This window comes from Micromonospora sp. NPDC049060, from assembly GCF_040649055.1.
Classification (GTDB): Bacteria; Actinomycetota; Actinomycetes; order Mycobacteriales; family Micromonosporaceae; genus Micromonospora; species Micromonospora reichwaldensis.
Genome location: NZ_JBEZEV010000048.1, coordinates 1 through 13,852, shown reverse-complemented (window position 1 = coordinate 13,852; position 13,852 = coordinate 1). Strand labels below are relative to the sequence as shown.

The following is a 13,852-nucleotide window of genomic DNA, read 5'->3' as shown; positions in this document are numbered from 1 at the left end:
AGTGCCCGCGCCGAGCGGAGTGGGGGACGGGCATGAGTGACCCGAGTGCCGCCTCGATCGTCAGCACCCCGCCCGCGCACGCCCCCGACGAGATCGGCGCGCCGAGCAACGCGGGCCTGCCGGAGAACGCCCGCAAGGAGAAGCCGCGCGGTCTGCTCGGCGACGCCTGGCGTGACCTGCGCCGCAAGCCGCTGTTCTGGATCTCCGCAGGGTTCATCGTCCTCTTCATGCTGATGACCGCCTTCCCCTCGCTGTTCACCTCCGGCGACCCGGAGAACGGCAACCTGCAGAACAGCCTCGTCGGCCCGTCGTCGGACGCCTGGTTCGGCTACGACTTCCAGGGCCGGGACGTCTTCGCCCGGGTGATCTACGGCGCCCGCGCGTCGATCGTGGTCTCCCTGCTCTCCGTGCTCGGCGTGCTGCTCTTCGGCGGCGCGATGGGCATCGTGGCGGGCTACCGGGGCGGCTGGGTGGACGCACTGCTCTCCCGCATCGCCGACGTCTTCTTCGGGCTGCCGTTCGTGCTGGGTGCCATCGTCATCCTGACGACCTTCAACGGGTCGGGCACGAGCAACAGCAAGGCCGAGATCATGGCGCTGGTGAGCATCTCGCTGATCGTGCTGGGCTGGCCGGTCGTGATGCGGCTGATGCGCTCCTCGGTGCTGGCCACCAAGGAGGCGGACTACATCGTCGCCGCCCGCGCGCTGGGCGCCGGCACCGGCCGGATCATCCTCAAGCACCTGCTGCCGAACTGCCTCGCGCCGCTGCTGGTCTACGGGACGATCCTGGTCGGCTCGTACATCGGCGCCGAGGCGACGCTGTCCTTCCTGGGCGTCGGCCTGAAGAGCCCGGTGGTGTCCTGGGGCATCATGATCAACGAGGCGCAGAACCTCCTCCGCGTCGCGCCCTACCTGCTCTTCTTCCCCGCCGCGTTCCTCGTCGCCGCCGTACTGAGCTTCGTGATGCTCGGTGAGGCGGTCCGCGAGGCCCTCGATCCGAAACTCCGCTAGGGGAGATTCAGTTGTCCGACATTCTGGTGTCCGAGCAGTCCGCGGCCGGCGCGTCCGGCCGCCCCTCGGGCAGGTTGCTCGAGGTGGAAGACCTCCGGGTGGAGTTCCGCACCCGGGACGGCGTCGCCAAGGTCATCAACGGGGTCACGTACCACGTCGACGCGGGGGAGACCCTCGCCGTGCTCGGCGAGTCCGGCTCCGGTAAGAGCGTCACCGCGCAGACCATCATGGGCATCCTCGACACGCCGCCCGGTTTCGTCACCGGCGGTCAGGTCCGCTTCCAGGGCAAGGACATGCTCGGCATGTCCTTCGAGGAGCGGCGCCGCATCCGCGGCGAGGGCATCGCGATGATCTTCCAGGACGCGCTCTCCGCGCTGAACCCGGTCTTCACCGTCGGGTTCCAGATCGCCGAGCAGTTCCGGGTGCGGCGCGGGATGAGCCGCTCCGACGCCAAGAAGCGCGCGATCGAGATGCTCGACCAGGTCAAGATCCCGAACGCCAAGGGCCGGTTCAGCAGCTACCCGCACCAGTTCTCGGGCGGCATGCGGCAGCGCGCGATGATCGCGATGTCGCTCGCCCTGGACCCGGAGGTGCTGATCGCGGACGAGCCGACCACCGCGCTCGACGTGACGGTGCAGGCGCAGATCATGGACCTGCTCGCCGAACTCCAGCGGGAGCGGCAGATGGGCATGATCCTGATCACCCACGACCTCGGCGTGGTCGCCGACGTCGCGGACCGGATCGCGGTGATGTACGCGGGCCGGATCGTCGAGGAAGCCAACGTCTACGACCTGTACGCCAAGCCGGCGCACCCGTACACGATCGGCCTGATCAACTCGATCCCGCGGCTCGACGAGAAGGGGCAGGAGCTCCGGACGATCAAGGGTCTCCCGCCGAACCTCATGAACATCCCGCCGGGCTGCCCGTTCAACCCGCGCTGCCCCATGGCGCAGCCGGTCTGCCGGGAGAAGGTCCCGCCGCTGCTGCAGGTCGGCGCCGGCCGGGCCAGCGCCTGCCACTTCGCCGAGGAGCTGGTGAACCGTGACTGAGAACATCCTCGAGGTCCGTGACCTGGTCAAGCACTACCCCGTGACCCGGGGCGTGGTGTTCAAGAAGACCATCGGTCACGTCAAGGCGGTCGACGGGGTCTCCTTCGAGCTCAAGGCCGGCGAGACCCTGGGTGTGGTCGGCGAGTCGGGCTGCGGCAAGTCGACGCTGGCCCGGGTCCTGATGAACCTGGAGAAGCCCACGGGTGGCAGCGTCCACTACAAGGGCCAGGACATCTCGAAGTTCTCCGGCCCGGCGCTGCGCCGGCTGCGTCGGCAGATCCAGCTGGTGATGCAGGACCCGTACACCTCGCTGAACCCGCGGATGACGGTCGGCGACCTGATCGGCGAGCCGTTCGAGATCCACCCGGAGGTGGCGCCGAAGGGCAGCCGCCGGGAGAAGGTCCGGGAGCTGCTCGACCTGGTCGGCCTCAACCCGGAGCACATCCACCGGTACCCGCACCAGTTCTCCGGCGGTCAGCGGCAGCGCATCGGCATCGCCCGGGCGCTCGCCCTGCGGCCCGAGATCATCGTCTGCGACGAGCCGGTCAGCGCCCTGGACGTGTCGATCCAGGCCCAGGTGATGAACCTGCTGGAGAAGCTCCAGGGCGAGCTCGGCCTGTCGTACGTCTTCATCGCGCACGACCTGTCGGTGGTCCGGCACCTGTCGGACCGGGTCGCGGTGATGTACCTCGGCAAGATCGCCGAGATCGGCACCGAGGACGAGATCTACGAGCGGCCGACCCACCCGTACACCCAGGCGCTGCTCTCGGCCGTGCCGGTGCCGGACCCGACCGTGCGGGACAACAAGGCGATCATCCGCCTGACCGGTGACGTGCCGTCGCCGGTCAGCCCGCCGTCGGGCTGCCGGTTCCGGACCCGGTGCTGGAAGGCGCAGGACGTCTGCGCCGAGCAGGTCCCGCTGCTGGAGATCCGCTCGGGCTCGGACCACCCGAGCGCCTGCCACTTCGCGGAGAAGCGCGAGATCGTGCAGACGCACGAGGCGTGACCCCCACGGAACCGCCTGCCGACGTCATCGCGACGACGGCAGGCGGTTCCGTCGTTTCCGCCCCGCCCCGCCCCGGCCCGCGCGGGGGACCGTTGCCGGCGTACGCCTCACAGGGGGCCGCGGCCGGCGCGGAGCAGCAGCAGCGCGAGCTGCGTGCCGTCGGCGCCCAGGGCGGCCCGGAAGCGCTCCAGGATCGCCCGTTCCCGGGACAGCACCAGCCGGGTGCCGCCGGAGGCCATCCTCGTCACGCCGACCTCCTGGGAGAGCCGGGCCCGTTCCTGCCACAGCTCGATCAGCGCCCGGTCGATCTCGTCGATCCGCTCCCGGATCTCGACGATCCGGGCGGCGGCGGCCGGCTCCGGGGTGCCGGTTCCCGCCGCCGGCTTCGCGCCGTCGTCACCGCCCGGCACGTCGGCCGGGAAGTCGGGGGCACCGGGGTCGGGCCGGCCCGCCTCGGGTCGCGTCACGCTGCCGCTGGACTCCACCACGTCTGTCATCATCGGGTACCCCTCGCCGTCAGGTGCCCGGTGCCCGGATCCCGGGACGGAAGAAAGCCCCGGGCTCCAGGAGCCCGGGGCTTTCTCGTAGGTCTGATCGATCAGGCGCGACCTACGGCTGCCGGACTCCCGGTGCCGTAGTAAAAGTAGAAGCGCTGCCCGAACATGTCGTCGAGTATGCCGACCCCGGGCCGGCCGGCGCAAGGATTCGGCGCGACCCGTGCCCGGACGGGCGGTCCCGGTGCCGTCGTGACGCCGGGACCGCCCCGCCTCAGCCGAGGCGGGTGATCCGGTTCGCGGGTCCGGGAGCGACGGGCTCGCCGGCGCCCAGGTAGGCGATCAGCGCGTCGACGTCGAAGCCGGGGGCGGTGGCCCGGTCCGTGCCGGCCCGCAGCTCGGTGAAGCCGTCCCCGCCGTTGGCCAGGAAGTCGTTCGTGGTGACCCGGTAGCTCGCGGCCGGGTCGACCGGCGCGCCGTCGAACGCCAGGGCGCTGACCCGCGAGCCCACCGGGGCGGTGCTGTCGTAGGAGTACGTCAGCCCGGCGGAGACCTGGAGGATGCGTTGGGTGGTCTGCCCGTTGAAGCCGACGAACTGCTGCTCCAGCACGTTGCGCAGCTGCGCGCCGGTGAGGGTCTGGGTGACCACCAGGTTGTTGAACGGCTGGACGGTGAACGCCTCGCCGTAGGTGATCTCGCCAGGGTCCTCGTCGCCGGGGGAGGCCGCGTACGACAGGGACGCCCGGACGCCGCCCGGGTTCATCAGCGCGATCTGTGCCCCGCTGGAGCGGGTGTACGCGAGCTGCGCGTCGGCGATCACGTCACCGAGCGGGCTCTCCCCGTTCGGCCGGACTTCGCGGACGATGTCGGCCGAGATCCGGCCCACCACCCGGTTGGCGATGGGCGCGACGGCCGCCCGGTACTTGTCGGCCAGTGCCTTCGCGCCCGGGTCCACCAGGTCGGGGTTGCGCACGTACGTGCCCGGCGCGCTCTCCCGCCAGGTGCCGTCCGGGTTGCGTACGCCGTTCTCGACCACGACGTTGCGGGCGGAGATCCCGGTGAACCGGCCGGTACGCCGGTCCAGCGAGTAGTCCACGTCCGTGATCAGCTGGCCGTTGTTGCCGGCGCTGGTGACCACGCTGTGGGCACCCGAGGAGTTCGGCAGGGAGCAGGAGTAGAAGCGGTGGGTGTGGCCGGAGACGACCAGCCCGAACTCCGGCCGCAGGCCACGGACGATGTCCACGATCGGGCCGGAGAAGTTGGCGCAGTCCGAGACGCCCGGGGTGGCCGGCGGCGGCGACTGGGCGCCGCCCTCGTGCACCAGCAGCACCATCGCCTTGACGCCGAAGAGCTTGAGCACGCCGGCCCACTTGTTGGCGGTCTGCACCTCGTCGGTGAACCGCACGGAGGTGATGCCGGCCGGGTTGACGATGCCCGGGGTGCCCTCCAGGGTCACGCCGACGAAGCCGACGGGCACCCCGCCGACGAACTTCACGTCGACCGGGGGCAGGATCGGCAGGCCGGTCTTGCGGCTGACCGTGTTGGCGGCGAGGTAGGTGAACTTCGCGCCGGCGAAGCCGTCCCCGTCCTGGCAGCCGTCGACGGGGTGGCAGCCGCCCTTGTCGATCCGGATCAGCTCGTCGACGCCCTCGTCGAACTCGTGGTTGCCGACGGAGCTGACGTCCAGGCCGATCTCGTCCATCAGCTCGATGGTCGGCTCGTCGTGGAAGGCGGCGCTGACGAGCGGGGTGGCGCCGATCAGGTCGCCGGCCCCGACGGTGGTCGTGGCGCGCCCCTCGGCCCGGGCCTCGGCGCGCAGCTTCTTCAGCCAGGTGGCGAGGTACTCCACGCCGCCGGCGGGCGTGCCGTTGACCGCCGCGCCGCTGCCGCCGGGCGGGTCGATGGCGCCGTGGAAGTCGTTGTAGCTCAGGAAGTTGCCCTTGACCTCCCCGCCGCCGGGGGCGGCGTAGGAGACCGAGACGGGGGTCAGGCCGGCCTGCTGGTCGTCGGCGGGAGCCGGCGCGGGCCGGGAAGCGGTGGTCAGCGTGGCGACGACGGCCAACGCGAGGGTGGGCGCGGCGAGGTGACGCAGCGCCGCCCGACCGCGCGAACGCGGCTGAGTCATGGTCGTTTCTCCCAGTCGTGTACGGGGGAGGAGCCGGACTTTCACCGTCATCGTTCTGCACGGGGGACGGCGGCACCAGACACGACAGGGTGACATCTTCGTCTCGACCTGGATGTCAGGAAGGGCCCCTTCCTAACATCTCGACGGTGCGCGGCGGGGAAGTGTCCGCCCGGCGGCATAGACTCGCCGTGCGATGCATCCTCTCTTCGACATCCCCGCGTCCCCGCCCGCGCCGGCGCCCGCCCCGGCCTCGCCGCACCGGCCCAGGCCGGCGGCCGTCCATCTCGATCCGCAGGCCCTGGTCGAGGGCCTGAACGGGCCGCAGCGCGACGCCGTCACCCACGCCGGCTCGCCGCTGCTGATCGTGGCCGGTGCCGGCTCGGGCAAGACCCGGGTGCTCACCCACCGGATCGCCTACCTGCTGGCCGCCCGGGACGTGCACCCCGGCGAGATCATCGCGATCACCTTCACCAACAAGGCCGCCGGCGAGATGAAGGAGCGGGTCGCCCACCTGGTGGGTCCCCGGGCCCGCCTGATGTGGGTGTCGACGTTCCACTCCGCGTGCGTGCGCATCCTGCGGGCCGAGCACGAGCACGCCGGGCTGAAGTCCACCTTCTCGATCTACGACGCCGACGACTCCCGCCGGCTGATGCAGATGGTCGCCAGGGAGCTCGACCTCGACCCGAAGCGCTACCCGGCGCGCGGGCTGGCCGCCCAGGTCTCCAACCTGAAGAACGAGCTGGTCGACCCCGAGGCGTTCGCGGGCCGTGCCAAGGGCCCCAACGAGCGGGCGCTGGCGGAGGCCTACACGCTCTACCAGCGGCGGCTGCGCGAGGCGCACGCGCTGGACTTCGACGACCTGATCATGACGACGGTGCACCTGCTCCAGTCCCACCCGCACGTCGCGGAGAGCTACCGCCGGCGGTTCCGGCACGTGCTGGTCGACGAATACCAGGACACCAACCACGCCCAGTACACGCTGATCAAGGAGCTGGTCTCCGGCACGGAGGGGATCGAGCCGGCGGAGCTCTGCGTGGTCGGTGACGCCGACCAGTCGATCTACGCGTTCCGGGGCGCCACGATCCGCAACATCCTGGAGTTCGAGCGCGACTTCAGCGACGCCCGGACGATCCTGCTGGAGCAGAACTACCGCTCCACCCAGACCATCCTCAACGCCGCCAACGCGGTGATCGACCGGAACACGTCGCGCAAGCCGAAGCGGCTGTGGAGCGAGGCGGGCGCCGGTGAGCCGATCGTCGGCTACGTGGCCGACACCGAGCACGCCGAGGCCGACTGGGTGGCCCGCGAGATCGACCGGCTGGTCGACGCCGACGAGACCCGCCCCGGCGACGTGGCCGTCTTCTACCGCACCAACGCCCAGTCCCGGGTCTTCGAGGAGGTGTTCATCCGCGTCGGTCTGCCCTACAAGGTGGTCGGCGGGGTGCGCTTCTACGAGCGCAAGGAGGTCCGCGACGCGCTGGCCTACCTGCGCGCGGTGGTCAACGACGACGACACGGTCAGCCTGCGCCGGGTCCTCAACACCCCGCGCCGGGGCATCGGCGACCGGGCCGAGGCGTGCGTGGAGGCGCTGTCCAGCCGGGACCGGATCTCCTTCGGGGCGGCGCTGCGGCGGGCGAAGGACGCCCCGGGCATCTCCAGCCGGGCGGCCAACGGCATCGCCGACTTCGTGGCCCTGCTCGACGGCGCCCGCGAGCTGGCCGAGACGGGCACCCCGGAGGAGGTGCTGGAGGCGCTGCTGACCCGCTCGGGCTACCTCACCGAGCTGGAGGAGAGCCTCGACCCGCAGGACGCGGGGCGCGTCGACAACCTCCAGGAGCTGGTCAGCGTCGCCCGGGAGTACACCGAGCGGATCGAGGCGGTCGGCGAGGAGGGCGAGCGGGCCACCCTGGCCGGCTTCCTGGAGCAGGTCGCGCTGGTCGCCGACGCCGACCAGGTGCCCACTGACGACCCCGACCACCAGGGCGTGGTCACCCTGATGACGCTGCACACCGCGAAGGGCCTGGAGTTCCCGGTGGTCTTCCTGACCGGCCTGGAGGACGGCGTCTTCCCGCACCTGCGGTCGCTGGGCGACACCCGGGAGCTGGAGGAGGAGCGTCGGCTGGCGTACGTGGGCATCACCCGGGCCCGCCAGCGCCTCCACCTCTCCCGGGCGGTCACCCGCTCGGCGTGGGGGCAGCCGGCCTACAACCCGCCGTCGCGGTTCCTGGAGGAGTTGCCGCCGGAGCTGGTCCGCTGGGAGCGCACCGAGGGGTCGTACACCTCGTGGGCCGGCGGGGGCGGCGGCGTGGGTGGCCGCGCGGACCGGATGTCCGGCGGACGTGGGGGCTTCAACGGCGGCACGCCCAAGGCGGCGCAGCTGGCGAAGCGGCTGGGGGTCGACGCCAGCCGCCTGACCACGGCGAGCGAGCTGCCGCAGGGGCCGAAGGTGTCCGCGGGCGACCGGGTCAACCACCAGCGCTACGGCCTGGGCCGGGTGCTCGCCGTCGAGGGGCACGGCCCGGGAGCGCGGGCGCAGATCGACTTCGGCGACCAGACGATGTGGCTGGTGCTCCGGCACGCCCCGATCGACAAGCTCTGAGCGGCGGCCCGGCCCGGCAGCACGCCGGACCGGGCCGTGCCGGTAGGTGCGGGTCAGCAGGCCACGTCGATGCCCCGGGCGCGCAGGAACGGCGCGGGGTCGATCTGGTTCCACATCTGACCCTGGTGCACCTCGAAGTGCAGGTGCGGGCCGGTGGAGTCGCCGGTGGAACCCTCCAGGCCGATGGTCTGCCCGGCGGCGACCTTGTCGCCCACGCCCACCTTGGTGGTGCTCAGGTGGGCGTAGTGGGTCAGGTAGCCGTTGCCGTGGTCGACGAAGACGGAGATGCCGTACCCGTCGCCTACGTCGCCGGCCTTGGTGACGGTGCCGCCGAAGGCCGCGCGGACCGGGGTGCCGGCGGGCAGCGCGAAGTCGATGCCGGCGTGCTGGGTGCCCCAGCGCGGGCCGTAGCAGGAGGTGATGGCCGCGCCCTTCATCGGGATGACCCAACTGGGCTTCGGCTTGCTGGTCTTCTTCGGCTTCGGCTTGGCGGTGGTCGCCTTCGGGCTGGGCTTCGCCGACGGGCTGGCCTTCGTCGGGCTGGGTGTCGGGCTCGCCGAGGGGGTGGTCGGGGCGGTCGTCTCGCGGGCGGAACGGTCGGCGCGGTCGGCGGCCTCCGCGCGGGCCTGCGTGTCCACGGCGGCGGCCGGGACTGAGGGCTCGTCGTTCCCGGTGGCCGCGACGGCGGCGCCGCCGAGGCCGAGGCCGGTCAGGGCCGCCGCAGCGATGATCACGCGGGTGCGGCCGCCGATCCGCCTCCGGGGCCGGACGGGGGCGTCGGGGGTGTTCTCGTTCCGAATGTCTTCCTGCACGGCGGACCTTCACTGATCGAGGGGGCACTTGACCTCGAAATACTGGTGTCGACACGCGGCGTGACGGGTAGTGGGACGGGGTGCGGGCGGACCGACGACGGCCGCATCCGCCCGTTGCGTCCCCGTTCGGGGTTGTTCGACCGTAAAAGTGATCATGTGTGGGGATGGCGCCGGTCACAGTCGTCGGTGTGGCCCGGCTCACTTTCGACTCCGGTGGCACACGAAAAACCGCCCGGATCGGCAGATCCGGGCGGTCAACGGGCGATGCGCAGCGTCAGGACGCGGCTTCCTCGCTGTAATACACCTCGACTTGCAGCTTGATGTCCACTCCGCGCTCCTTGAGCCACGGCACCGGGTCGAGCGGCTCGCCCTTGACATGCACCTCCAGGTGCAGGTGGGAGCCGTAGGAGTGGCCGGTGTTGCCCACGAGGCCGAGCTGGTCGCCCGCCTTCACCTGCTGGCCCTCCTTGACGCTCAGCGCCGAGGAGTGGCCGTAGATCGCCTCGCTGCCGTCGGCGTGCTGGACGATCACGGTGTGGCCGTAGCCGCCGAACCAGCCGGCCTTGGTGACGGTGCCGGCGTGGATGGCGACGAAGGGGGTGCCCTCGGGGGCGACCAGGTCGACGCCGGTGTGCAGCTTGCCCCAGCGCATGCCGTAGGGCGAGTTGAACTCGTAGCCCTGGAGGGGGAGCAGCCAGACCTCGGGCTCCGCGGACTCGGTGCCTCCGGCACGGTCGCTGTCGCGGCTGGCGCGGTCGGCGTTGTCGCCGCGGGCCGCGGCGTCCTGGTTGACGGCCGAGGCGGCCTTGAGCTCGTCGAGGACCGACGGGCTGACGCTCTTGGCGTCCGGCAGGGCGCCGGCGCCGATCGCGACGATGCCGGCGCCGACGAACGCGGTGGTGACCACCGCTGCGTAGCGGCTACGCGGGGGGGTGGGTACGCGGCGGCGACCGCGATATCGATCGGGCTCAGACGACAGGCGCTGGCGCACGCACACCCTCCGTTGTCGGGGATCCGAAGCGGCTTCCTCGACGCCCGTGAAGCTCGGGTGAACGCCGGCTGGCCGCGTCGTCACCCGTCCGTGGACCTGATGACAACCGTGGACACGTTAGCCAACCACCAGTCCCGTCACAAGCCGAAGCGCCGAATTGCTACCGCGTTCTGTCCCTTTCCGTCCGTGATTGTCATGGGTCGTACCCCTCGAACGGTGCCCCCTTAACTGCCCGTTCGTCGCGCAGGGTGACCGAACGGCGGAGTCGTCCGGCTTGACGACGAGGGCTGGCGCGGTCCGCCGTACCGGCACCGACGGGAGTCCGGCCGGGTTCGTGCGCGTGAGGTTCGCCGCCCGGATTTCCCGGGCAGGGTCGGGCGGGTTACCGTTCGTTCAGTGAAGCCGCGGAGCCGGTGAAAGGGATGCGCTGATGAGCTCTCGTGTACGGGTCGTCGTCGCCAAGCCGGGCCTGGACGGCCACGACCGTGGTGCAAAGGTCGTCGCGCGTGCCCTGCGGGACGCCGGCATGGAGGTCATCTACACCGGCCTGCACCAGACCCCGGAGCAGATCGTGGAGACCGCGATCCAGGAGGACGCCGACGCGGTCGGACTCTCCGTGCTGTCCGGGGCGCACATGACGCTGTTCCGGCGGGTGGTGGAGCTGCTCGGTGAGCGCGACGCCCGCGACATCGTCGTGTTCGGCGGCGGCATCATTCCCGACGCCGACATCCCGGAGCTCCAGCGGCTCGGGGTCGCCAAGATCTTCACGCCGGGCGCGACGACCCAGTCGATCGTCGAGTGGGTCCGGCAGAACGTCGCCCAGCCGGTCGCCTGACGGCGGCCGCGGGCTCGGGGCCGCTCGGCGGCCGAATCCGGACAGGGGGAGGGGCCGGACGCACCCCTCACACGTCCGGCCCCTCTATGCACGATGCCCCGCCGCCACCCCTCGACCGACAGGGCATCGGCCGCTCCCGTCGCCGCGCTGCATCAGCGCTCCGACACCTGACTCAACGACGCCCCCACGGACGGGTTACGCGCCCCCGGCAACATCGCCCGGACGGCTGACATCGGGCCGAAGTCGCGGAAAGGCCGCGCGAACACCGCCGATTGTGCATTACCACACAACGTGCACCCGCTCGGTTGCCGGCGGTGTCCACCTCGCTAGGCTGCGCCCAATGGCCTGTTTCGAGTGATGACAGGCGTCAAACTGTTTTCCATAACGCTGGTGGCGGCGCGACGGCGCGCCGCGGAGACGGGACGGGACGCGCAAACGTGGACCTGTACGAGTACCAGGGGCGGGACCTGTTCGAACGGCACGGCTTGCCCGTGCTCGCCGGCGGCGTCGCCACGACCCCGGAGGAGGCCCGCGCGATCGCCGAACGCCTCGGCGGTCGGGTGGTCGTCAAGGCGCAGGTGAAGGTCGGTGGCCGAGGCAAGGCCGGCGGCGTGAAGCTGGCCGAGGGCGCCGAGGAGACGGTGGCCCGCGCCACCGACATCCTGGGCATGGACATCAAGGGCCACACCGTCCACAAGGTCATGATCACGGTGACCGCGGACGTGGCCGAGGAGTACTACTTCTCCTACCTGCTCGACCGGGCGAACCGCACCTTCCTCTGCATCGCCAGCGTCGCCGGCGGCATGGACATCGAGCAGGTCGCCGCCGAGACCCCGGAGAAGGTCGTCAAGGCCCCGATCGACGCCAACACCGGCGTCGACGAGGCGAAGGCGCGCGAGATCGTCACCGCCGCCAACTTCCCGGCCGAGGTCGCGGACCAGGTCGTCGAGGCCGCCGTGGGGCTGTGGAAGGCCTTCGTCGCCGAGGACGCCACGCTGGTCGAGGTGAACCCGCTGGCCAAGACCGGCGAGGGCAAGCTGCTGCTGCTCGACGCCAAGGTCACCCTCGACGAGAACGCCGGGTTCCGGCACCCGGACCACGAGGCGCTTGTCGACCAGGCCGCGGTGGACCCGCTGGAGCAGGCCGCCAAGGAGAAGGACCTCAACTACGTCAAGCTCGACGGCGAGGTCGGGATCATCGGCAACGGCGCCGGCCTGGTCATGTCGACCCTCGACGTGGTCGCGTACGCCGGTGAGCGGCACGGCGGCGTCAAGCCGGCCAACTTCCTCGACATCGGCGGTGGCGCGAGCGCCGCCGTGATGGCGAACGGGCTGGAGATCGTCCTGTCCGACCCGTCGGTGAAGAGCGTCTTCGTCAACGTCTTCGGCGGCATCACCGCCTGCGACGAGGTCGCCAACGGCATCGTGCAGGCGCTGGCCCTGCTCGAGCAGCGCGGCGAGCAGGTCACCAAGCCGCTGGTCGTCCGCCTCGACGGCAACAACGCCGAGGCCGGCCGGGCGATTCTCGACGGCGCGAACAACCCGCTGGTCCAGCGGGTCGACACGATGGATGGCGCGGCCGAGCGGGCCGCCGAGCTGGCGGCTGCGGGGGTCTGACAATGGCTATCTGGCTGACCAAGGACTCGAAGGTCATCGTCCAGGGGATGACCGGTTCCGAGGGTTCCAAGCACACCCGGCGGATGCTCGCCGCGGGCACCAACGTCGTCGGCGGCGTCAACCCGCGCAAGGCGGGCCAGACGGTCGACTTCGACGGCACCGAGCTGCCGGTCTTCGCCAGCGTCGCGGACGCGATGGCGCAGACCGGTGCGGACGTGACCGTGATCTTCGTACCGCCGCAGTTCACCAAGGGCGCGGTGGTCGAGGCGATCGACGCCGGGATCGACCTGGCCGTGGTGATCACCGAGGGCGTGCCGGTGCACGACACCGCCGCGTTCTGGGCGTACAACGTCGCCAAGGGGGAGCGGACCCGGATCATCGGTCCGAACTGCCCGGGCATCGCCTCGCCGGGCGCCTCCAACGCCGGCATCATCCCGGCCGACATCACCGGCACCGGCCGCATCGGCCTGGTCAGCAAGAGCGGCACGCTGACCTACCAGATGATGTACGAGCTGCGCGACATCGGCTTCTCGACCTGCGTCGGCATCGGCGGTGACCCGATCATCGGCACCACCCACATCGACGCGCTCGCCGCGTTCGAGGCCGACCCGGAGACCGACGCGATCGTCATGATCGGTGAGATCGGTGGCGACGCCGAGGAGCGGGCCGCCGAGTTCATCAAGGCGAACGTGACCAAGCCGGTCGTCGGCTACATCGCCGGCTTCACCGCGCCGCCCGGCAAGACCATGGGCCACGCCGGTGCGATCATCTCCGGCTCGGCGGGCACCGCCGAGGCCAAGAAGGACGCGCTGGAGGCGGTCGGCGTCAAGGTCGGCAAGACCCCGACCGAGACCGCCAAGCTCATGCGGGAGATCATGTCCGCGGGCTGAGCCCGAGCGACGTACGACCGGAGGGCCGACCGTTCGCGGTCGGCCCTTCGCCGTCGTGACGCGGCGGCCCCGGTCGCCGTGGCGCGGGCGGCCTCAGTCGTTGTAGAGCGGGTAGTTGCCGCCGGCCCAGAGGACGCCGCTGCCGATGATGTTGAGTACGCCGAACGCGATCGCCAGGTAGCCGAGCACGGGCGACTGGCCGAAGCGCTTGGCGTCCCGGATCGACAGGTAACCGAAGACGATCCCCAGGATGCCGCAGCAGAGCAGGCCGAGGATGATGCCGAGCACGCCCCACAGCGTCGTGCGGTCGCGACCGGCCGCGGACGGCGCGCTGAAGCGTGAAAGTCTTGACGAGCTTCTTCTTCGGAGGCATGTCTCTTCCTGGGGCTTGGAACTGGGAAAGGTGCCGGCCGCAGGCGCGCACG

12 protein-coding genes are annotated in these 13,852 nt (G+C 71.2%); 7 read left to right on the top strand and 5 right to left on the bottom strand.

Annotated elements, in window-relative coordinates:
* The first annotated feature begins 32 nt into the window (after nt 1–32).
* Genes AB0B83_RS18205 through AB0B83_RS18195 form a run of 3 tightly spaced genes read left to right on the top strand, consistent with a single transcriptional unit; the run spans nt 33 to nt 3,065 of the window.
* Nucleotides 33–1,010, top strand: a complete 978-nt coding sequence (locus AB0B83_RS18205) for an ABC transporter permease (protein WP_311410753.1) — start codon at nt 33–35, stop codon at nt 1,008–1,010.
* 26 nt (nt 1,011–1,036) lie between these two features.
* Nucleotides 1,037–2,059: an ABC transporter ATP-binding protein gene (locus AB0B83_RS18200; protein WP_132231341.1), complete on the top strand. Its 1,023-nt coding sequence runs from the start codon at nt 1,037–1,039 to the stop codon at nt 2,057–2,059.
* Nucleotides 2,052–3,065, top strand: a complete 1,014-nt coding sequence (locus AB0B83_RS18195; RefSeq protein WP_357579170.1) for a dipeptide ABC transporter ATP-binding protein — start codon at nt 2,052–2,054, stop codon at nt 3,063–3,065. The genes AB0B83_RS18200 and AB0B83_RS18195 overlap by 8 nt, the downstream gene beginning before the upstream one ends.
* Nucleotides 3,066–3,172: 107 nt before the next feature.
* Here AB0B83_RS18195 and AB0B83_RS18190 read toward each other — a convergent pair whose 3' ends face one another.
* Together AB0B83_RS18190 and AB0B83_RS18185 are read right to left on the bottom strand one after the other, a co-directional pair.
* Nucleotides 3,173–3,565 carry a chorismate mutase gene (locus AB0B83_RS18190; protein WP_357579169.1) on the bottom strand — a complete coding sequence of 131 codons (393 nt, stop codon included), beginning with the start codon at nt 3,563–3,565 and terminating at the stop codon, nt 3,173–3,175.
* 268 nt (nt 3,566–3,833) lie between these two features.
* Nucleotides 3,834–5,684: a bifunctional metallophosphatase/5'-nucleotidase gene (locus AB0B83_RS18185; protein ID WP_357579168.1), complete on the bottom strand. Its 1,851-nt coding sequence runs from the start codon at nt 5,682–5,684 to the stop codon at nt 3,834–3,836.
* 193 nt (nt 5,685–5,877) lie between these two features.
* On the opposite strand from AB0B83_RS18185, the gene pcrA reads away from it, so the two are divergent.
* Nucleotides 5,878–8,283, top strand: a complete 2,406-nt coding sequence (pcrA, locus tag AB0B83_RS18180; protein ID WP_357579167.1) for a DNA helicase PcrA — start codon at nt 5,878–5,880, stop codon at nt 8,281–8,283.
* Between the two features lie 53 nt (nt 8,284–8,336).
* Here the strand turns inward: pcrA and AB0B83_RS18175 are convergent, their stop codons facing one another.
* Both AB0B83_RS18175 and AB0B83_RS18170 read right to left on the bottom strand, forming a co-directional pair.
* Nucleotides 8,337–9,095: a peptidoglycan DD-metalloendopeptidase family protein gene (locus AB0B83_RS18175; protein ID WP_357579166.1), complete on the bottom strand. Its 759-nt coding sequence runs from the start codon at nt 9,093–9,095 to the stop codon at nt 8,337–8,339.
* A 274-nt stretch (nt 9,096–9,369) separates the two neighbouring features.
* Complete coding sequence (locus AB0B83_RS18170; RefSeq protein WP_357579165.1) at nt 9,370–10,086, bottom strand: M23 family metallopeptidase; 717 nt, start codon at nt 10,084–10,086, stop codon at nt 9,370–9,372.
* A 430-nt stretch (nt 10,087–10,516) separates the two neighbouring features.
* On the opposite strand from AB0B83_RS18170, the gene AB0B83_RS18165 reads away from it, so the two are divergent.
* The 3 genes from AB0B83_RS18165 (at nt 10,517) to sucD (ending at nt 13,427) form a co-directional block, all read left to right on the top strand.
* Nucleotides 10,517–10,921 (top strand): cobalamin B12-binding domain-containing protein, encoded by a 405-nt coding sequence (locus tag AB0B83_RS18165; protein WP_132230988.1) that lies wholly within the window; start codon nt 10,517–10,519, stop codon nt 10,919–10,921.
* Between the two features lie 437 nt (nt 10,922–11,358).
* Nucleotides 11,359–12,537, top strand: a complete 1,179-nt coding sequence (gene sucC, locus AB0B83_RS18160) for an ADP-forming succinate--CoA ligase subunit beta (protein WP_357579164.1) — start codon at nt 11,359–11,361, stop codon at nt 12,535–12,537.
* Between the two features lie 2 nt (nt 12,538–12,539).
* On the top strand, nt 12,540–13,427 hold the full coding sequence (sucD, locus tag AB0B83_RS18155; protein WP_132230990.1) for a succinate--CoA ligase subunit alpha: 888 nt from the start codon (nt 12,540–12,542) through the stop codon (nt 13,425–13,427).
* A 93-nt stretch (nt 13,428–13,520) separates the two neighbouring features.
* Here the strand turns inward: sucD and AB0B83_RS18150 are convergent, their stop codons facing one another.
* Entirely contained in the window at nt 13,521–13,724 is a 204-nt protein-coding gene (locus AB0B83_RS18150) for a hypothetical protein (protein WP_357579190.1), read from the bottom strand.
* Nucleotides 13,725–13,852: the final 128 nt, after the last annotated feature.